Annotated in this window: 14 protein-coding genes and 1 riboswitch; of the genes, 5 read left to right on the top strand and 9 right to left on the bottom strand. The window is 68.1% G+C overall.

Annotated elements, in window-relative coordinates:
* Positions 1–239: 239 nt before the first annotated feature.
* Complete coding sequence (locus tag ACVWYS_RS06895) at positions 240–1,877, bottom strand: bifunctional hydroxymethylpyrimidine kinase/phosphomethylpyrimidine kinase (protein WP_456509520.1); 1,638 nt, start codon at positions 1,875–1,877, stop codon at positions 240–242.
* Positions 1,860–1,957, bottom strand: a riboswitch (TPP riboswitch). It overlaps the preceding gene by 18 nt.
* A 145-nt stretch (positions 1,958–2,102) precedes the next feature.
* The gene (locus ACVWYS_RS06890; protein ID WP_456509519.1) at positions 2,103–5,261 is read right to left on the bottom strand and encodes an Rne/Rng family ribonuclease; all 3,159 of its coding nucleotides are present in this window, start codon (positions 5,259–5,261) and stop codon (positions 2,103–2,105) included.
* Positions 5,262–5,734: 473 nt separating this feature from the next.
* On the opposite strand from ACVWYS_RS06890, the gene ACVWYS_RS06885 reads away from it, so the two are divergent.
* Positions 5,735–6,406: a vitamin K epoxide reductase family protein gene (locus ACVWYS_RS06885; RefSeq protein WP_116768431.1), complete on the top strand. Its 672-nt coding sequence runs from the start codon at positions 5,735–5,737 to the stop codon at positions 6,404–6,406.
* Positions 6,407–6,508: 102 nt separating this feature from the next.
* On the opposite strand, the gene ndk is transcribed toward ACVWYS_RS06885, so the two are convergent.
* The 4 genes from ndk to ileS are packed head-to-tail and all read right to left on the bottom strand — an operon-like array spanning position 6,509 to position 12,163.
* Positions 6,509–6,922 (bottom strand): nucleoside-diphosphate kinase, encoded by a 414-nt coding sequence (gene ndk / locus ACVWYS_RS06880; RefSeq protein ID WP_091253679.1) that lies wholly within the window; start codon positions 6,920–6,922, stop codon positions 6,509–6,511.
* 51 nt (positions 6,923–6,973) lie between these two features.
* Positions 6,974–7,450: a DUF4233 domain-containing protein gene (locus ACVWYS_RS06875; protein ID WP_456508770.1), complete on the bottom strand. Its 477-nt coding sequence runs from the start codon at positions 7,448–7,450 to the stop codon at positions 6,974–6,976.
* Positions 7,451–7,453: 3 nt separating this feature from the next.
* Complete coding sequence (locus ACVWYS_RS06870; RefSeq protein ID WP_456508769.1) at positions 7,454–8,812, bottom strand: bifunctional folylpolyglutamate synthase/dihydrofolate synthase; 1,359 nt, start codon at positions 8,810–8,812, stop codon at positions 7,454–7,456.
* Between the two features lie 3 nt (positions 8,813–8,815).
* Positions 8,816–12,163: an isoleucine--tRNA ligase gene (gene ileS, locus ACVWYS_RS06865; protein ID WP_456509518.1), complete on the bottom strand. Its 3,348-nt coding sequence runs from the start codon at positions 12,161–12,163 to the stop codon at positions 8,816–8,818.
* 442 nt (positions 12,164–12,605) lie between these two features.
* Here ileS and ACVWYS_RS06860 point away from each other — a divergent pair, with 442 nt between their 5' ends.
* Positions 12,606–13,688, top strand: coding sequence for an endonuclease/exonuclease/phosphatase family protein (locus tag ACVWYS_RS06860; protein WP_344366230.1), 1,083 nt, complete (start codon positions 12,606–12,608; stop codon positions 13,686–13,688).
* Positions 13,689–13,743: 55 nt separating this feature from the next.
* On the opposite strand, the gene ACVWYS_RS06855 is transcribed toward ACVWYS_RS06860, so the two are convergent.
* Both ACVWYS_RS06855 and ACVWYS_RS06850 read right to left on the bottom strand, forming a co-directional pair.
* Complete coding sequence (locus tag ACVWYS_RS06855; protein WP_456509517.1) at positions 13,744–14,532, bottom strand: SDR family oxidoreductase; 789 nt, start codon at positions 14,530–14,532, stop codon at positions 13,744–13,746.
* Positions 14,533–14,559: 27 nt separating this feature from the next.
* On the bottom strand, positions 14,560–14,949 hold the full coding sequence (locus ACVWYS_RS06850) for a DUF488 domain-containing protein (RefSeq protein ID WP_456509516.1): 390 nt from the start codon (positions 14,947–14,949) through the stop codon (positions 14,560–14,562).
* 50 nt (positions 14,950–14,999) lie between these two features.
* On the opposite strand from ACVWYS_RS06850, the gene valS reads away from it, so the two are divergent.
* Positions 15,000–17,618: a valine--tRNA ligase gene (gene valS / locus ACVWYS_RS06845; RefSeq protein ID WP_456509515.1), complete on the top strand. Its 2,619-nt coding sequence runs from the start codon at positions 15,000–15,002 to the stop codon at positions 17,616–17,618.
* A 97-nt stretch (positions 17,619–17,715) separates the two neighbouring features.
* Here the strand turns inward: valS and ACVWYS_RS06840 are convergent, their stop codons facing one another.
* Positions 17,716–18,009: a putative quinol monooxygenase gene (locus ACVWYS_RS06840; protein WP_116768438.1), complete on the bottom strand. Its 294-nt coding sequence runs from the start codon at positions 18,007–18,009 to the stop codon at positions 17,716–17,718.
* A gap of 309 nt (positions 18,010–18,318) precedes the next feature.
* Between ACVWYS_RS06840 and ACVWYS_RS06835 the strand changes: the two genes are divergently transcribed.
* Complete coding sequence (locus ACVWYS_RS06835) at positions 18,319–18,798, top strand: DUF6325 family protein (protein ID WP_344366243.1); 480 nt, start codon at positions 18,319–18,321, stop codon at positions 18,796–18,798.
* A gap of 1 nt (position 18,799) precedes the next feature.
* Entirely contained in the window at positions 18,800–18,955 is a 156-nt protein-coding gene (locus tag ACVWYS_RS06830; RefSeq protein WP_167467810.1) for a hypothetical protein, read from the top strand.
* Positions 18,956–19,189: the final 234 nt, after the last annotated feature.

Genomic DNA, 19,189 nt, shown 5'->3' with positions numbered 1-19,189 from the left:
TGAGCTACCCCCGGAACAAATCCACGAGGAATTCCAAGTGGATAGTTCTCAGGGTCATAACCCAAGTGTTGGCGTAAGCACCGAAGATCTAGAATACGCTAATTTTGCCTTCGGCCGCAAATGAGGCTGGTTCCGGCGGGTAGTCCGTGATAGGCGCCACTACGTTTTTACGCAGTGTTGCCGCAACGACTTCCGGAACCGTGCCCCACCATCCTAGCGGGTGTGCGGGGCGGGTTGGGTCAGGCGTGCAGTCTCGGCGCGTCGAAGAAGTGCACTTCGTAGCGTGAGGACTGCCGGAAGGCCAAGGCCATGGCCTCCCGCTCGCCGGCGGAGGCCTGCCGGGCCGCCGCGTCGGTGTACGCAATCGCCTGCCGGGTCGCGGCGGCAAAGTCCTCATCGGCGTACGTCCGCAGCCAGTCGGCGTAAGGGTGCGCTGCGGGGGCGCCGCCGGCCAGGAATTCACGGTGCAGGGTGGCCCCGACTTCGGCGTAGAGCCAGAAGCACGGCAGGGCTGCCGCCACGAGCACGCCGTAGCTGCCCGAGACGGAGGCGGCCAGCAGGTGGTCCACGTAGGACTTCGTGACCGGGCCCAGACCGGCCGCCGCGGGGCGGGTGCTGAGCCAGGAGCGGTGGAGCTCGGACTCGACCTCAAGGCAGGTCTGCGCCGAGCGGGCCCAGAACAGTTGTTCGGCCTCGGTGGGGGCGAGGGCGGCGGCGCGGGCCAGGACCCGGGAGTAGCCGTTGAGGTAAATGGCGTCCTGGGCCAGGTAGTAGGCGAACTCGTGCTCGGGCAGGGTGCCGTCGGCGAGTCCGCGGATGAAGTCCAGGGCATAGATGGCGTCGAGATCGGCCGCGGCGCCATCGCGCAGAGCCGCGGCGAACTCGCCCTCCGCGGGGGTCTCCGCCGGCCCCTGGCTGTGCTGGCTGTGCTGAGAGCTCGTGCGGTCCTGCACGTGATGGAAGTGATGGACCGGGCCGTTGCCGGTGCCGACGTCCAGGGCCGAGGCTTCGCGGAGCGCACCCAGCAGCCACGGCTTGACCTCCCGCAGTGCGGCTTCCCAGTTCCCCACCCGCGCCTGCACCGTGGCCATGGCCGAGGACAGGGAGCAGCCGGTGCCGTGGCTGTTGCGGGTGGCGATCCGCTCCCCCGGCACCACCACGGTCTCCTGCCCCAGCAGCCCTACGGTGTTGACCAGCGCATCCGGGCAGCCGTCCCCGGCACTATCCCCGGCACCATCCCCGCCGGGGAGGTGTCCGCCCTTGACCAGGACGGTGGTGCCGGTGAGGGCGGCCAGGCGCTTGCCCTGCGCCAGGGCTTCCGCCCAGTTTGCCGCGACGGGTTCCTTAAGCAGGATGGCCAGCTCGGCAAGATTCGGCGTGATGAGGTCCGCCAGGGGCAGGAGGGCCTGCAGTGCCGCCTCGGCGGATTCCTTCAGGAGCCGGTCGCCGCTGGTGGCCACCATTACCGGGTCCAGGACCACGACGGCGGGTCGCACCTTTTCCAGCCAGGTGCGGACGGCGTCGATCACCGCGGCGTCACCCAGCATGCCGATTTTCACGGCGTCGATGCCGATGTCGTCGCTGATGGCGTCCAGCTGCGCCGTGAGGAACTCTGCCGGAGGAACGTGGACGGCGCGCACGCCCTGGGTGTTTTGCGCCGTCAGGGCCGTGATGGCGGCCATGCCGTAGCCGCCGTTCGCCGCGATGCTCTTCAAGTCCGCCTGGATCCCTGCGCCGCCGGACGGGTCCGAACCGGCGATGGCCAGCACCCGGGGAATGCGCAGCGGCGCAGACGGCGCGGAGGGCAGAAAATTGGGAGGCAGAAAAGCGTCGGGCAGAAATTCAGACGGATTCACTGTTGCGGACAAGTCAGACATCCCTTCGCCGGTGCTAACCGGACAGGTTCAACGGGTCTGGATCTCAGCCGGCCCGATGCGCGGCACCCCGTGTCAGTGGTCAAGCCTAGCCGCTGTCCCGGCGCTGGCCTGTTAACGGAGAAGCGGGCCCGGGCCGGAGCGGACGTATTGTTACGCCCGCTCCGGCCCGAACCCGCAATCCACACAACAGCCCGACCGGTGGCGGAAGGGATCAGCCGTGGAGGACTACAGCTCCGATGCCGGCACGCCGACCCCGAGGATGATCGGCTCGTTGCCGGCCGGGATGGCCGGCCTGGCCGCGGCGGGAGCCTTGGCCTCGTGAACCGAGCCGGCCGCGGCCGGCCGTGTTGCCTCGCGGTGCTCCACGGAGGTCTCGTTGGCTGCACCCTGGGCGCGGCTGGCGCTCCGGTTGCGGCGCCCGCGGCGGCCGCGCGTCGTCGTGGTTTCCGCTGTCCGTGAAGCCGGCGCCTCGACGCGCGCCGGCTCGGATGCGGCCGTGGCCTGAGTCTCGTGCTGGGCCTGGGCGGCCGCCTGCTTGCCGGCCTGGGCCTCAGCCTCGCCCAGGTTGGCGAAGGCCTCGGTCAGCAGGTCCAGGGTCAGGGACGGCTCCGGTGTGCCCTCGGCGTGCTCGACGAACGGCAGGGCCACCTGCTCACCGCCGAACGTCAGCACAGCCGCGGGACGGCCGGCTGCCTCTTCCGTGGCGGCGAGCTTCGTGACGGCGTCGACGGCGGCCTGGCGGGCCCCGGCGTCGCTGGCTGCAGCCGCTTCCCCGTCGTGCAGGTGCGCGGCGTGGGCCGCGGCGGCGATGTTCGCCAGCGCGGCACGGGTGGCTTCAGCCTTGGCATGGCGCTCGGCCTCGGTGGGCTCGGCGTGGACGGCGGCCGGTGCGGACTCCGGGCCCTGGCCCCGGCCGCGGCGACGGCTCTTGCGTTCGGTGCGGGCGGCAGGCTGGGCCTCGGCGCGCGGGACGTAATGCTCGGCAGCGACCGTGTTGGCCCGGCGGTGCTCGACGGGTTCGTCGTGGGTGACGATGCCGCGGCCCGCGCAGGCTTCACACTGTTCGCCGAAGACTTCCAGCAGCCCGGTGCCCATCCGCTTGCGGGTCATCTGCACGAGGCCCAGCGAGGTCACCTCCGCCACCTGGTGCTTGGTGCGGTCCCGGCCCAGGCACTCCACCATGCGGCGCAGCACGAGGTCTCGGTTGGATTCGAGCACCATGTCGATGAAGTCGATCACGATGATGCCGCCGATGTCGCGCAGCCGCAGCTGCCGGACGACTTCCTCGGCCGCTTCCAGGTTGTTCTTGGTGACGGTTTCTTCGAGGTTGCCGCCGGAGCCGGTGAACTTGCCGGTGTTGACGTCCACCACGGTCATGGCCTCGGTGCGGTCGATCACGAGGGACCCGCCGGAGGGCAGGAAGACCTTCCGGTCCAGGGCCTTGTGGATCTGCTCGTCGATGCGCCAGGCAGCGAAGATGTCCGTGTCCTTGGTCCACTTCTCGAGCCGGCCCACGAGGTCCGGCGCCACGTAGGTCACATAGGCCTCGATGGTGTCCCAAGCTTCCTCGCCGGAGACGATCAGCTTGGAGAAGTCCTCGTTGAAGACGTCGCGGACCACCTTGATGGTGAGGTCGGGTTCGCCGTAGAGCAGCTCGGGGGCGAGGATCTTCGTAGAGGTCGACTGGCTCTCGATGCCTTCCCATTGCGCGCGGAGCCGGTTGATGTCGTGCGTCAGCTCTTCCTCGGACGCCCCTTCGGCCGCAGTGCGGACAATGACGCCCGCGTCCTCGGGCAGGCGGTCCTTGAGGATCCGCTTGAGGCGGTTGCGTTCGACGTCGGGCAGCTTGCGGGAGATGCCGGTCATGGAACCGCCGGGCACGTACACCAGGTAGCGTCCGGGCAGCGAGATCTGGCTGGTGAGCCGGGCGCCCTTGTGGCCGACCGGGTCCTTGGTGACCTGGACCAGGACGGAGTCGCCGGACTTGAGCGCGTTTTCGATCCGGCGCTGCTTGCCTTCGAGGTTCACTGCATCCCAGTTCACTTCGCCGGCGTACAGGACGGCGTTGCGGCCGCGTCCGATGTCCACGAAGGCAGCTTCCATGGAGGGCAGCACGTTCTGGACCTTGCCCAGGTAGACGTTGCCGATCAGGGAGTCCTGCTGGGTCTTGGAGACGAAGTGCTCGGCCAGGACGCCGTCTTCCAGGACGGCGATCTGGATTCTGTCGTCGCGCTGGCGGACGATCATCTGCCGGTCCACGGATTCACGGCGGGCCAGGAACTCGGCTTCGGTGATCACGGTGCGGCGGCGGCCGGTGTCGCGGGATTCGCGGCGGCGCTGCTTCTTGGCCTCGAGGCGGGTGGAACCCTTAACCGAGGTGACGCGGTTGTTGACCGGGGCTTCGCTGATGGCCCGCGGCGCGCGCACGCGGGTCACGGTGTTGGGCGGATCGTCGTCTCCCCCGCCGGTCAGTTCCAGGTCCTGGTCACCGCGACGGCGGCGGCGCCGGCGGCGCGAGGTCACGCCGTCCTCGAGCGTCCCCTCCTGGCCCTCCTCGCCCTCTTCCTCGGTGCCTTCAACGTCGATCTCGGACTCGGCGGAGGTGCGGGTGCGTCCGCGGCGGCCGCGGCTACGGCGACGACGGCGGCTGCCGGCGTCCTCGTCCTCGTCGCCTTCTTCTTCCTCGGGCTCCGCTGCTGCGGCCGCCGGGGCCGGACGCACCACGGTGCTGAGGTCCGGGGCCTGGAAGATCACGGAGGTGAGGGCACCCGGTTCCAGGAAGAGTGATGCGGCAGGGCTTTCAGCCGGCTGCTCGTCTGCCGTGACGGGCTGTGCAGCCTGTGCCTGTGTTTCAGCGGGTGCGGCGGCCGCTTCTTCGGTTGCTTCTTCGGTTTCTTCTTCCGCCGCAGCTACTGCGGGGACCTCGTCGACCTTCGGAGCGGCCTTGGCGCGGCTGGCGCGGCGCCGGACCGGCTTTTCCGCAACGGCGGACTCTGTTGATTGTGCTGTTTCGGCGGGAGCTTCCGCGGCGGCGGCGTTGGCTTCGGGTTCGTCGGCGAAGGCCGGCAGGGGCTCCGGTGCGGCAACCGGCTTGCGGGCACGGGTGCGCCGTGCGGGGGCTTTTGCCTTGGGTTCGGGGGCTGCGGCCCGTTCGGCGGCGGCGAGCGGCTCATCCGAGGCGGTTGCTGCGGCCAGGGCCGCGGCTTCGGCCACAGCTTCGGCGGCCGCCGCGGGGTCGACCTTCGCGACGGGTGCCTTGCGGCGGGTCCGGACGGCCCTCTTCGGCGCTACCGGAGCCTCTGCTTCCGCATTTACGGCTGTTTCTTGCTTTTCCTCGGCAACAACTAGTTCTTCGTTACCGGCTACAACCTGATCATTATCCATATGTGGCGACACTCCTGCCCCTGATGCGCCGCCACATTCGGCGCCCGTTGGGGCAAATATGCGTCAACACCCGCAGGCATTGACAGAAGTCAATTGGATACCCTCAGGTTCGCACCGGCAGTGGGGTGCGGCAGCCCTGGAGGGCCGGCGAGATTGTTTTGGAACCCGTTGACCTACACGCCACAACCAGGTGCCGTCCAATGGCATTGCGGGACAGCTGGAATCAGAGGATCCGCAGCTCCCTGCTCATCATTGGCGGTCTTGAAACAAAATCGCCGGACCGGAATCCGGATGTGGATCGGGTTCCAGCCACGATCATTGTCTCACAAGAGCCGTCAAAGCTGGCGTAGGCAAGGCCGGAAGTGCCCCGGCTGCGGGCCGCGACGGGACAGACAGGGGCGTTTCCCGGCGCCATCCAGCCCGCGGCGTTACAATCGGGGCCAGAAGCACCCGATCAAAAGGACTCATATTCCATGCCCAGCATCTCCAGCACTGCCGGTGACGCGACCGCGCACCAACCGGGCTCCGGACCGGCCCCCGCGGACCGGCCCCTTCCCACCATGACCCGCGACCGGCCGTTCGCCTGGCTCCTGCTGATCACCGGCGTGATTGGCTGGCTCGCATCCGGCGCCCTGGTGCTGGAGAAGCTCGAGGTCCTGAAGAACCCCAACCACGTCACGATCTGCGACGTGAACCCATGGATCTCCTGCGGCCAGGTCATGCAGACGCCGCAGAGTTCCGTGTTCGGCTTCCCGAACATGTTCATCGGAATCGTCGCGTTCGCGGTGATCATCACCACAGCCATGGGCATCCTGGCCGGCGCCAGGTTCGCCCGCTGGTACTGGCTGGGGCTTCAGACCGGCGTGAGCCTGGGCTTCGTGTTCGTGGTCTGGCTCTGGTCCCAGGCCCTGTACTCCATCCACATCCTCTGCCCGTTCTGCATGATCGTCTGGGCCATAATGATCCCGATGTTCGTCTGGGTGACCATCCGGAACATCTCCCACGGCGTGATCGCCCTGCCCGCCGGCCCCACCAGGGTCCTGGGCGAGGCCGGCTGGATCATCACGGCGCTGCTCTACGTCGCCGTCATCGCCACGATCTTCTTCGCCTTCATCCAGGTTTTCATCGGGACCTCCGGGTATTAGGAACCGCGCCCCGGGAAAACGAGCTGACAGAAAAGGCCAATGTTCTTCGCGAACATTGGCCTTTTCTGTTACCCCGGTGCGGAGTAAACCCGGAAATGAGGGCTAGAACCAGATCTTGATCTCGCGCTCGGCGGACTCCACCGAATCCGAACCGTGGACCAGGTTCTGCTGCACGGCCAGGCCCCAGTCGCGGCCGAAGTCGCCGCGGATGGTGCCGGGCGCCGCCGTCGTCGGGTCCGTGGTGCCGGCGAGGGAACGGAAGCCCTCGATCACGCGGTGTCCCTCGAAGATCGCGGCGACAACGGGGCCGCTGAGCATGAACTCAACCAGCGGCTCGTAGAACGGCTTGCCGACGTGTTCCTCGTAGTGCTGCTCCAGCAGCTCCCGGCTCGCATCGACTTTCTTGAGCTCGGCCAGGGTGTAGCCCTTGGCTTCGATCCGGCTCAGGATGGCGCCGGACAGGTTGCGGGCGACGCCGTCGGGCTTGATCAGGACGAGGGTGCGCTCAATGCTCACAGCTGCTCCAATGTGTTGGGGTGGGGTTCGGGTCAAGTCTACGGGTTCGGGCTACGTGTTCCGGGCGTCGGCGCCGGGGGTCTGTTCCGGCCCGCTGCCCGCGGGATGGGACGCTTCCCATTCAGCCTGTTCGCGTTCCCGCTGGGCCGCCTCCCGGTCAATCCGGATGCCGGTGCGGATGCCGTACCACCAGGACACGGCGAAGAGGGCGCCGACGAGGTACATGGCGGGCTCCACGAGGCCGCCCAGGATGAGCACCAGCTGCAGGATCCAGCCCAGGGCCACTCCCCACGGTTTCGAGAGGACCGCGCAGGTCAGGACGAACACGAGGCACAGCCCGATCCCCACCGAGAAGACCAGAGCCGGCGGGAACTCGTTCCGGTGGAGCCCAAAGACGGCCAGCGTCCCGAACAGCACCACAAACGCTTCCAGCAGCAGGACCGTGGAGGCGAACATGACCTTGGTTGAACGCCGCTTTTTGGGCATGCCCGGGCGCCATTCGCGCTGGGCTTTGGTGAGTTTGGCCATCGCTTAAGCGTCCGCCTTTCCGAGCAGGATCCGGGCATCGGCAACCAGCGTGATGGACCCGGTGACCAGGACGCCGCCGGCGAGTTCGTCGTCGGCTTCGGCGCGTTCCACGGCCCATTCCAGGGCGTCGTCGAGCTTCGCGGCGACATGGATGTTGTCCTCGCCAAAGCCCAGATCCATCGCGATCTCGGCAAGGTCCTCGGCCGGGACGGCCCGGGGCGAGTTGGACTCGGTGAAGCAGTATTCGGTGGCGAGCCCGCCCAGGGATTCCTTGAGCTGGCGGAGGATCTCCTCGGCATCCTTTTCCCGCAGGACGCCGACCACCACCACGAGCTTGGTGAAGTTGAAGGCCTCGTGGATGGCCTCGGCGGAGACCCGGATGCCTTCCGGGTTGTGGGCCGCGTCCACGATGATGGTCGGCGCGGTGCGGACCACCTCGAGCCGGCCCGGGGAGGTGACGGAGGCGAAGGCCTCCTGCAGGATCTCGGCGTCGATCGCCTTTTCCGCGCCGAAGAACGCTTCCAGCGCGGCGATCGCGACGGCGGCGTTCTCGGCCTGGTGTGCGCCGTGCAGCGGCACCAGCAGGTCCTCATAACGGCCGGCGATGCCCTGGATGGTGACCATCTGGCCGCCGACCGCGACAGTGCGGGATTCGACGCCGAACTCCACGCCTTCGAAGCGGAACGGCACGTTGACTTCCTTGGCCTTTTCCAGCAGGACCTGGGCCGCGTCGACCGGCTGCGCCGCGCTGATGAGGAAGCCGCCGGGCTTGATGATGCCGGCTTTCTCGTAGGCGATGTCCCCGGTGGTGTCGCCGAGCAGCTCCGTGTGGTCCAGGGAGATCGGGGTGACTACGGACACCTGGCCGTCGCCGACGTTCGTGGCGTCGGTGATGCCGCCCAGACCCACCTCGATCACGGCGACGTTGACCGGCTGGTCCGCGAAGACCGCGAAGCCCAGGATGGTCAGGCACTCGAAGTACGTCAGCCGGGGCTGGCCCTCGGCCTCGAGTTCGCTGTCCACGATCTGCAGGTAGGGGCGGATCTCGTCCCAGATCCGGACGAAGGTCTCATCCGGCACCGGGGCGCCGTCGATGCTGATCCGTTCGGTGACCTTGGACAGGTGCGGGCTCGTGTAGCGGCCGGTGCTCAGGCCGTGGGCCCGCAGGCCGGCTTCGATCATCCGGGCCGTGGAGGTCTTGCCGTTGGTGCCCGTGACGTGGATGATCGGGAAGGCCTTGTTCGGCTCCCCCAGGATCTCCATGGCACGGAACAGCGGGGCGAGCCGCGGCTCCATCTTGTTTTCGGGCGCCCGGCCCAGGAGCTCGGCGTACACGCTTTCTACGGAGAATTCGTCGGTCATGGCTTAGGCCCCTACTTCTGCAGCGGTCCTGGCAACACTGACCTGCGGTTCTTTGACGTCGGCCGGGACGGTGTCCAGCCGGACCGTCAGGGTTTCGGTGGTGACGAGCGCCGCGTTGGCCAGGAGGGCATCGATGATGTCCTGCTTGGCGGTGACGGTGGTGTGGATGCGGTCGCTGACGTTGAGTCCGGCGTCCTTGCGGGCCTGCTGGATGGCGCGGACCATGTCGCGGGCCGCACCTTCGGCTTCCAGTTCGGGGGTGACTTCGGTGTTGAGAACCACGAAACCTCCGCCGGGCAGCACGGCCGCTGCGCGGGATCCCTCGCCTTCGGCGGCCTCGGCCACGACGGTTTCCAGGGTGTATTCCTGCGGCTCGAGCTCGAGCCCGCCGGCGGTGACCACACCTTCGTCGCTGACCGACCAGTCGCCGGACTTGGAGCCCTTGATGGCCTGCTGGACGTTCTTGCCCAGGCGCGGGCCCGCGGCGCGGGCGTTCACCACGAGCTTCTGCTCGATGCCGAACTCCTCCGGGGAGGCGTTCTCGGCGTCGAGCAAGCGGACCGAGCGCAGGTTCAGTTCATCGGCGACGACGGCGGCGAAGCCTTGCAGCGCGTCCGCGCCGGGTGCCACGACGGTGAGTTCCTGCAGCGGCAGCCGCACGCGGAGGTTCGCGGCCTTGCGCAGCGAGGAGCCGGTGGAGCAGATCTGCTGGACCCGGTCCATCGCCTCGACGAGGTCGGCGTCGGCCGGGAACAGGTCGGCGTCCGGCCAGTCGGCCAGGTGCACGGAGCGGCCGCCGGTGAGGCCGCGCCAGATTTCCTCGGTGACCAGCGGCAGGAGCGAGGCCGCGACCCGGCAGACCGTTTCCAGCGCCGTGTAGAGCGCGTCGAAGGCGTCGACGTTCTCGTCGAAGAAGCGCTGGCGGCTGCGGCGGACGTACCAGTTGGTGAGCATGTCCAGGTAGCCGCGCAGTTCGTCGCAGGCGCCGGAGATGTCGTAGTTGTCCAGCTGGGCGGTCATGTTCCGGACGAGGTCCCCGGTGTTGGCCATCAGGTACTGGTCCAGGGTGTCGGCGTAGCCGTCGTAGCGGAGTTTGGCGTCGTAGCCTGAGCCGCCGGCAGAGGCGTTCGTGTACAGCGTGAAGAAGCTGTACACGTTCCACAGCGGCAGGATGACCTGGCGGACGCCGTCGCGGATGCCCTGCTCGGTGACCACAAGGTTGCCGCCGCGCAGGATCGGGCTGGACATCAGGAACCAGCGCATGGCGTCGGAGCCGTCGCGGTCCAGGACCTCGGAGACGTCCGGGTAGTTGCGCAGGCTCTTGGACATCTTCTGCCCGTCGGAACCCAGGACGATGCCGTGGCTGATGACGTTGCGGAAGGCCGGCCGGTCGAACAGCGCGGTCGAGAGGATGTGGAGCATGTAAAACCAGCCGCGGGTCTGGCCGATGTACTCGACGATGAAGTCCGCCGGGTTGTGGGTGTCGAACCATTCCTCGTTCTGGAACGGGTAGTGGACCTGGCCGTAGGGCATGGAGCCGGAGTCGAACCAGACGTCCAGGACGTCCTCGACACGGCGCATGACGGACTGGCCTTCCTCCGGGGTGCGGGGGTCGTCCGGGTTCGGGCGCGTGAGGTCGTCGATGAACGGCCGGTGCAGGTCCACCTGGCCGTCATTGTTCAGCGGCAGGCGGCCGAAGTCGGCCTCGATCTCTGCGAGCGAGCCGTAGACGTCGGTGCGCGGGTAGTCCGGGTCGGTGGACTGCCACACCGGGATGGGGCTGCCCCAGTAGCGGTTGCGGCTGATGGACCAGTCGCGGGCGTTGGCGAGCCACTTGCCGAACTGGCCGTCCTTGACGTTGCCCGGGATCCAGTTGATCTCCTGGTTGAGCTCGGACATGCGGTCCTTGAACTTGGTGACCTCGACGTACCAGGAGGACACGGCGCGGTAGATCAGCGGGTTGCGGCAGCGCCAGCAGTGCGGGTAGCTGTGCTCGTAGCTGGCCTGGCGGACCAGGCGGCCCTGGGCGCGGAGCACCTGGGTGATGGGCTTGTTGGCCTCGAACACCTGCAGCCCGGCGATTTCGGCGAGGTCGCCGTGGCCGAAGAGCGGCAGGAACCTGGCGCCCTCGTCGACCGACAGGACGACGGGGATGCCGGCCTCTTCACAGACCTTCTGGTCGTCTTCACCATAGGCGGGAGCCTGGTGGACGATGCCGGTGCCGTCGGTGGTGGTGACGTAGTCGGCCACGAGGAAGCGCCAGGCGTTCTCGGTGCCGTACTTCTCGGCATCGTGGAAGTAGTCCCAGAGCGGCGCGTACGTCAGCCCTTCGAGCTCGGCGCCGGTGTGGCGGGAGGTGACGGCGGCCTCGGCGGCAGCCACGCCCTCGGCGCCGTCGCCGTAGCCGAGGTCCTTGGCGTAGGCGCCCAGCAGGTCCCCGGCGAGCAGGAAGCTGCCCGTCACGGGGGCTTCGGCCGCGGCGGCCTTGATCCCGTGCGGGCCGGCCGGCAGCACCACATAACTGATGGCCGGCCCGACGGCGAGCGCCAGGTTGGTGGGCAGCGTCCAGGGGGTGGTGGTCCAGGCGAGCGCCTGCACCCCGGCGAGCTGCCTGGACAGCTCCGACTCCCCTGCCGTGATGGGGAAGGTGACGGTGACGGTCTGGTCCTGACGGTTCTTGTAGACGTCGTCGTCCATGCGCAGTTCATGGTTGGACAGGGGCGTCTCGTCTTTCCAGCAGTACGGCAGGACGCGGTAGCCGTTGTAGGTCAGGCCCTTCTCATGCAGCTGCTTGAAGGCCCAGAGCACGGACTCCATGTATTCGACGTTGAGCGTCTTGTAGTCGTTCTCGAAGTCCACCCAGCGCGCCTGGCGGGTGACGTAGCTCTTCCACTCGTCGGCGTACTTCATGACGGAGGCACGGCAGGCGTCGTTGAACTTGTCGATGCCCATGGCCTCGATCTGGGTCTTGTCCGTCATGCCCAGCTGCTTCATGGCTTCCAGCTCGGCGGGCAGGCCGTGCGTGTCCCAGCCGAAGCGGCGTTCCACGCGGCGGCCGCGCTGGGTCTGGTAGCGGCCTACGAGGTCCTTGGCGTAGCCGGTCAGCAGGTGGCCGTAGTGCGGCAGGCCGTTGGCGAAGGGCGGGCCGTCGTAGAAGACGAATTCGTTGCTGCCGTCTTGGCCGGCGTCGCGCTGGTCGATGCTGGCCTGGAAGGTGCCGTCCTGGTCCCAGTACTTGAGGATGCGCTCTTCGATCTCCGGGAACTTCACAGAGGCGGACACGCCTGAGGCGTTGGAAGCGGAGGTGGTGGAACCGGCGGGTGCGGCTGAGGCCTTGGGGTAATGGGTCATCTCGACATCCTGGGTTGAGCGGCGAACACATGTATTCATTCAGGATGCGAGGACGGCTCCTGCACTGTCTTTCGACAACACCGGCACCGCGGTACCACCTCACTTACCGCCACCGGGCCCGCACCCTTTCGGGAAAGGGGCTGCGCCGGCGTCGGCCGCTCATTACTGCTGTGACGGGCTTACCCGTCCGGTTCTACTGGCCCTGCACGCGCTGCCGCGACTACGTCGCCACCGCACGCGGGGGTGTTCTTCCGGAAGCTCACCGGTGATGGCCGGGTCAAAGCTGCTACGTCGATGTTACTGCAAATCACGGCCCCAAATGGAGCGACCGGCAGTGACCGGCAGTGACACCGCCCGGCAAACGTGCCCTCAGGGGCGACGCGAACGGCCGGACTGCTTAGACTCTTGCCATGACCGACCCCCGGCCGCCTCGGGCCGACCCATGATGAGCCGCCGCGCGAGCCGCCGCTGGCAGGTGTCCTCGGCCCTGTGCGCCGCGCCCGTGGCCGTGGTGTCCCTTTTTCGGGCGGTCCCGGCGCCGTGGCCGTCGCCGGTGGTGCAGCTCGTGGCCTTCACGCCCTGGTTCGCGCTTCCGGCCGGGGCCGCCTTCCTGCTGGCGCTGCCGGGACGCCGTCCGTGGACGGTCCTGCCCGCCGGTGCCCTGCTGGCCCTCCAGCTGCTCTGGCTGTTCCCGCCGGACCGGTTAGCGGACCGGCTCCTGGCTGCGCAGGCTGATCCACTGCAAGGCGGGCAGCAGGGCGCAGGGCAGGAAGCGGGCACGGGACAGCCGCCCGCCACCGAACTGAAGGTCATGACATTCAATGCGTGGAAGGGCCAGGCGGACGCCGCGGAGGTGGTGCGGCTGGTGCGCGAGAACGGCGTCGAGCTGCTTGCCGTCCAGGAACTCTCGCCCGCCCTGGAAAGACGGCTGGATGCCGAGGGGCTGGGCACGCTGCTTCCGCACCGGATCAGCCGGGCGGTCGAGGGCGCGGGAGGAGGCGGCGTGTACTCCTCCCGCCCGATCGCTCCGTTGGACTCCGTGGACGGTTCCGCTTTCCATATGCCCACCGTGCGGATGGACCTTGGCCCGGCTCCGGCCGGGGACCCCAACGGACGGCCGGTCTCCCTCGACGTGACCAATGTGCACACCAAGGCTCCGGTGTGGGGCCGGGCCGGGCAGTGGCGGAGCGAACTCGCGGCTCTGGGGCGCGTCGCGGTCCGTCCGGGCAACGTGCTGCTGCTCGGCGACTTCAATGCCACCCTGGACCACGCCGAGTTCCGCCGGATGCTGGCGGGCGGCGAAGGCGGGGCCGGCCCCGCCGGCCCCCTCGTCGACGCCGGGGCCGCGGCCCTGGCCCGTCTGGTTCCGACCTGGCCGCAGGCCGGACCGCCCCTGCCGGGCGTGGTGATCGACCACGTCGTGACCAGCCCGCAGGTGCGCAGTTACGGCTATTCCGTGCTGCCCGTGGTCGGCTCGGACCATGCAGCAGTACTGGCCACACTGAGAGTCCCCGCCGGCGGCTGACCGCAGCACCGCCGCTGCCCGGGCAGCGCAGGCGCCCCGCAGCCCGGTGTCCTTCTCAGGCCTTGCGGATCACCTTGAAGTTGGAGGCCTGGGCTACCGGGCGGATCACGATCTCGTCCAGGTTGACGTGGTGCGGGACGGAGACGGCGTAGCGGACCACGTCCGCAACGTCTTCGGCGGAGAGCGGCTTCTCGACCCCGGCGTAGACCTTGGCGGCCGCGTCCTGGTCGCCGAGGCGGTTCAGTGCGAACTCTTCGGTGTAGACCATGCCGGGGGCCACCTCGATCACGCGAACGTTGTGCTCGGCCTCTTCGAGCCGCAGGGCGCCGGTCAGGGCGTGCTGGGCGAACTTGGCCGCGTTGTAGCCGCCGCCGCCCTCGTAGGCCGCGTATCCGGCGGTCGAGGTCAGGTTCAGCACGGTGCCTTCGCCGCAGGCCCGCAGCATGGGCAGGAACGCACGGATCAGCTTCATGCTGCCCAGCACGTTGACCTGGTACATCCATTCCCAGTCCCCGGTCTTCGCGTCGGCGACTTTGTCGGCGCCGCGGGCCCCGCCCGCGATGTTGACCAGGGTGTCGATGCCGCCGGCCCGGGTCACCTCGTCGAGGAGCCGGGCGACGTCGGCGTCGTCGGTCACGTCGGCCGGAAGCGCGACAGCGCCGGTCTCGGCAGCGAGCGCTTCGAGCCGGTCCGCGCGGCGGGCGACCGCGTACACGGTCCAGCCTTCCTTGCGGAGCGCCCGCACGGTGGCTTCGCCGATCCCGGTGCTGGCGCCGGTGACCACGGCTGCCTTGGCCGCTGCTGCCGGGGCTACTTTTGCGTTGTTGTCGATTCCCTCAGTCATGGCACCACCCTAACGGCAATGCCGGGCTCAGTTCCCGCTGTGGCCGCCGTACTGCAGGAACTCCTTGAGCACCCGGGCGTGGTTGGTCTCCGGGTCCCGCGCCCCGAACAGGAGTGTCACTTTCCCGTGTTCCGCCGCCAGGGCGTACAGCGTCTGCACGGCCGGGTTGGTTTCGAGCTCGGCCTCGTAGGCCGCCCGGAACGCCGCAAACCGTTCCTGCATATGCCCGAATTCCGTGCGCAGCGGCGGGGAGGGCGCCACGTCCTTGAGCCAGAGGTCCAACCGGGCCCGTTCCTTGCTGACGCCCCGCGGCCAGAGCCGGTCCACCAAAACCCGGCAGCCGTCGTCGTCAGCGGGGGCGTCATAGACGCGCTTGATCACGAAGTTTCCGGCACCGCTTTCCGGAGAATTGTCCATTTGCGCATGCTACTGCAGGTCGGCGCTGCGGGCCGTGGAAGAATTGACCCATGGCTGAAGACAATCAGGGTACAGACACGCCCACCACCACCCCCATCAACGTTCCGGACAAGCCCGCCCTGGAGGGGCTGGAAGGCGCCCTGACCCGGCGCTGGCTTGACGAAGGGACCTACAAGTTCAACCCGGACACCACCCGGGAGCAGGTCTACTCGATCGACACTCCCCCGCCGACGGCGTCGGGTTCCCTCCACGTAGGACACATGTTCTCCTACACGCAGACCGACGTCCTGGCCCGCTACCAGCGCATGACCGGCAAGAATGTCTTCTACCCCATGGGCTGGGACGACAACGGCCTGCCCACCGAGCGCCGCGTGCAGAACTATTACGGCGTGCGCTGCGATCCGGCGATCTCCTACGACGCCGGCTACCGTCCCCCGGCCGAGCCCGCCAAGAACCAGCGCGACTTCGACGTCATCTCCCGCAGGAACTTCATCGAGCTGTGCGAGGAGCTCGCGGTCGAGGACGAGAAGGTCTTCGAGCACCTGTTCCAGACCCTGGGCCTGTCCGTGGACTGGAACTTGACCTACCGGACGATCGATGACAAGTCCCGCGCGATCTCCCAGCGGGCCTTCCTGGCCAACCTGAGTGCCTGCGACGCGTACATGGCCGAGGCGCCCACCCTGTGGGATGTCACCTTCCGCACCGCGGTGGCCCAGGCCGAACTTGAGGACCGCGAAGTCGCGGGCGCCTACTACCGCTACCCGTTCTTCACCGCCGAGGGCGAGAAGATCTTCATCGAGACCACCCGCCCCGAGCTGCTGGCCGCGTGTGCCGCGCTGGTGGCGAATCCCGACGACGAGCGGTACCAGCCGCTGTTCGGCAAGAAGGTCACCTCTCCCCTGTTCGGCGTCGAGGTGGAGGTCAAGGCCCACCCGCTCGCGAAGGCGGACAAGGGCTCGGGCATCGCCATGGTCTGCACCTTCGGCGACCTCACCGACGTCACGTGGTGGCGCGAACTGCAGCTGCCCACCCGCGCGATCGTGGGCCGCGACGGCCGTATCATCGGCGAGACCCCGGAGTGGATCACCACCGAGGAAGGCCGCGCCAACTTCGCGGCAATCGCCGGCAAGACCGTCTTCAGCGCCAAGGAGGGCGTGGTGGAACTCCTGGCCGCCGCGGAACTGCTCGACGGCGAGCCCAAGAAGATCATGCACCCGGTGAACTTCTTCGAGAAGGGCGACAAGCCCCTTGAGGTCGTGACGTCCCGCCAGTGGTACATCCGCAACGGCGGCCGTGATGAGGACCGGCGCGAACGGCTGATCGGCCGGGGCAACGAAATCGAGTTCCACCCGTCCTTCATGCGCTCCCGCTACGAGAACTGGATTTCGGGGCTCAACGGCGACTGGCTCGTGTCCCGCCAGCGCTTCTTCGGTGTCCCGGTACCGGTCTGGTACCCGCTGGACGCCGACGGCAACCCCGACTACGACGCCCCGATCCTGCCCGCGGACGCGCAGCTGCCGGTGGATCCGGCCGCCGACGCCGCGCCCGGTTACGAGGAAGCCCAGCGCGACGTGCCGGGCGGCTTCACGGGCGACGCGGACGTCCTGGACACCTGGGCCACGTCCTCGCTGACCCCCCAGATTGTGGGCGGCTGGAGCACTGACGAGGCACTCTTCGCCAAGGTCTACCCGTTCGATGTGCGCCCGCAGGGTCACGACATCATCCGGACCTGGCTGTTCTCCTCCGCCGTGCGCGCCGACGCGCTGCAGAACACGGCGCCGTGGAAGCACGCAGCCATCTCCGGCTGGATCCTGGACCCGGACCGCAAGAAGATGTCCAAGTCCAAGGGCAACGTGATTGTTCCCACGGACGTGCTGGATGAATACGGCTCCGACGCTGTGCGCTATTGGGCCGCGTCCGCCCGGCTCGGTGCGGACACGGCGTACGAGATCGCCCAGATGAAGATCGGCCGCCGCCTGGCCATTAAGCTCCTGAACGCCTCCAAATTCGTCCTGAATCTGGGCGCCACGGAGGACTCGGTGGTTTCCGGCGACCTGTCCGTGCTGAGCAACCCCCTGGACCGCGCCGTCCTGGCCCAGCTCGCCGACGTCGTCCAGCAGGCCACGAAGGCGTTCGAGGGCTACGACTACGCCCGGGCCCTGCAGATCACGGAGAGCTTCTTCTGGAACTTCACCGACGACTACGTCGAGCTCATCAAGGACCGTGCCTACGGTGCCGCCGGCGAGGAGCAGCAGGCGTCGGTGCTGGCCGCCCTCGCGACGAGCCTGGACACCCTCCTGCGGCTCTTCGCCCCGTTCCTGCCGTTCGCCACGGAGGAAGTCTGGAGCTGGTGGCGCACCGGTTCCGTGCACCGCGCCCAGTGGCCGTCCGCAGTCGAGATCGACGGCGACACGAACCTCCTGGGGACGGTCGGCACCGCGCTCAGCGGCATCCGCAAGGCCAAGTCCGAGGCCAAGGTCAAACAGCGCACCGAGGTGCTCTCTGCCGCCATCACGGCACCGGAGTCGATCATCACCCAGCTGAAGGCAGGCCTGGCCGACCTCAAGGCCGCGGCAAATGCGCGTGACATCTCGCTCGTGGCCGGCGACGGCGAGTTGGCCGTCAGCGGAGTCGTGCTGGCAGCTCCCGAGGAGCCCGCCCAGGCGTAGCGGCAGCGGCGTAGTCCAGCCAACCAGGACGAGGGCCCTCCGCCCGGCTCAGGCCGGGCGGAGGGCCCTCGCTGCGTTTGTCCTGGTTTGGCTTTCCTCAGACCTCGAAGGAGGTCTCGAAGTGGGTCAGGACCGGCGGGGCGGCCAGGAGTTCTCCCAGCCCGCTCGCGCCGTCGCCCGCGCGCCAGGTGCGATAGGCGGCGTCGTGTTCCAGCGACGCCCACTGTTCGACCACGAGAAAATGTGCCGGATCGTTGCTGTCGACGAGCACGTCGACGCCGAGGCAGCCGTCAAAGGCCCGTGTGTCAGTCAGAATTTCGCGGAGTACCGCCGGTGCTGTGGGCACGGCTTCCGGTTTAAGTTTCAAGTCAAGGTGGGCTGTGACGGGCATGGCGCTCCAATGTTCGCAGGTGGGCACAGGACACAACCGGGCCGGATGCCCGGAAATGACGGCACGGGGACCGCTGCCCCTACCTTGGAGGCAACAGCCAGGGCGCCGGGCATGTTCCCTCTGCCTTGTTTCTTCGGCGCTGGACCAGCGTCTTCTTCCGCGGCCAAACGCCCGAACGCCGGCTATACCGACCCCCTGCGAGAGGTCACCCGGTGCGGGTGAGGCGCCGCCCCTCCCCGGGGGCACAGAATGAAGCTGCGGCGGTCCGTCGGATCGCATACTACCCAAGGAGAAATGGAGGTCATACTCATGGCTGACACATTCGATGAACTGGGGCCGGTGGACTGGCTCGTCGTGGAGTTCCCGGGTCCCAACTTCGGCAATGGCCAGGTCGCCCCGTTCCTGGAGGACCTGGTCCAGCGCGACCTCATCAGGGTGCTCGACATGGTGTTCCTGAGGAAGACCGAGGACGGCACCCTCGAGACGGCGGAGATCTCCGACCTCGACCCGAGCGAGCTCGGCGAGGTGCGCACGGCCGAGGCCGACCTGGCCATGGTGCTCTCAGAGCAGGACGTCATGGACCTGGCCGAGACGATCGCGCCCGGCCACTCCGCCGCGGTGCTCGTCTGGGAGAACCAGTGGGCTGCCCCGTTCGGCACGGCCGTCCGCAAGGCCGGCGGCCAACTGGTGGCCAGCGGCCGGATCCCGACCCAAGCCGTCATCGCCGCCTTCCAGGCCGACGCCGACGCCGAAGCCGAGTCCTCCGAAGAAACGAAAGAAGGAGCCTGACATGCCACTGGCAGCACGACGCAGGCGCAGGACCGCCGCCGCCGTCGGCGGGGCCGTTGTGGTCGCCCACGGGATCAACCGTCGCGGTGACCGACGTGAGGACCGCCGTGATGACCGCGGCGACCGCCGGGAAGATCGCCGCGACCGCCGCGACTGACACCCGCAGGTGCGTATGACCCTTCCGGGGTCATGCGCACCGTACACGACAATCAAATTTTTTGGGCCCTGTTTTTGGGCAGCCCTTATTTTTGGGCAGCCCTTATTTTTGGGAAGCCCCTATTTTTGGGCAAAGGGGAAGCCCCATCAGCGTTAGCCGTTGGTGGGGCTTCGACTTTTCGATTGTCACGTGACGTCTTAGACAATCTGGCGGGATCCTTAGATTTCCAGGTCT

Source organism: Arthrobacter sp. TE12231, assembly GCF_054062895.1.
Note: the sequence above shows the minus strand (reverse complement) of the source record. Positions and strands in the feature narration are given on the sequence as shown.

Excerpts from the sequence above, each read along its gene's own strand:
- ACVWYS_RS06885 (WP_116768431.1), top strand. The coding sequence starts at position 5,735 with ATGCCCAGCATCTCCAGCACTGCCGGTGACGCGACCGCGCACCAACCG.
- ACVWYS_RS06830 (WP_167467810.1), top strand. The coding sequence starts at position 18,800 with ATGCCACTGGCAGCACGACGCAGGCGCAGGACCGCCGCCGCCGTCGGC.
- ACVWYS_RS06870 (WP_456508769.1), bottom strand. The coding sequence starts at position 8,812 with ATGACCGACGAATTCTCCGTAGAAAGCGTGTACGCCGAGCTCCTGGGC.
- ACVWYS_RS06850 (WP_456509516.1), bottom strand. The coding sequence starts at position 14,949 with ATGGACAATTCTCCGGAAAGCGGTGCCGGAAACTTCGTGATCAAGCGC.
- ACVWYS_RS06835 (WP_344366243.1), top strand. The coding sequence starts at position 18,319 with ATGGCTGACACATTCGATGAACTGGGGCCGGTGGACTGGCTCGTCGTG.
- valS (WP_456509515.1), top strand. The coding sequence starts at position 15,000 with ATGGCTGAAGACAATCAGGGTACAGACACGCCCACCACCACCCCCATC.
- ACVWYS_RS06890 (WP_456509519.1), bottom strand. The coding sequence starts at position 5,261 with ATGGATAATGATCAGGTTGTAGCCGGTAACGAAGAACTAGTTGTTGCC.
- ACVWYS_RS06840 (WP_116768438.1), bottom strand. The coding sequence starts at position 18,009 with ATGCCCGTCACAGCCCACCTTGACTTGAAACTTAAACCGGAAGCCGTG.
- ileS (WP_456509518.1), bottom strand. The coding sequence starts at position 12,163 with ATGACCCATTACCCCAAGGCCTCAGCCGCACCCGCCGGTTCCACCACC.
- ACVWYS_RS06860 (WP_344366230.1), top strand. The coding sequence starts at position 12,606 with ATGATGAGCCGCCGCGCGAGCCGCCGCTGGCAGGTGTCCTCGGCCCTG.
- ACVWYS_RS06855 (WP_456509517.1), bottom strand. The coding sequence starts at position 14,532 with ATGACTGAGGGAATCGACAACAACGCAAAAGTAGCCCCGGCAGCAGCG.
- ACVWYS_RS06875 (WP_456508770.1), bottom strand. The coding sequence starts at position 7,450 with ATGGCCAAACTCACCAAAGCCCAGCGCGAATGGCGCCCGGGCATGCCC.
- ACVWYS_RS06895 (WP_456509520.1), bottom strand. The coding sequence starts at position 1,877 with ATGTCTGACTTGTCCGCAACAGTGAATCCGTCTGAATTTCTGCCCGAC.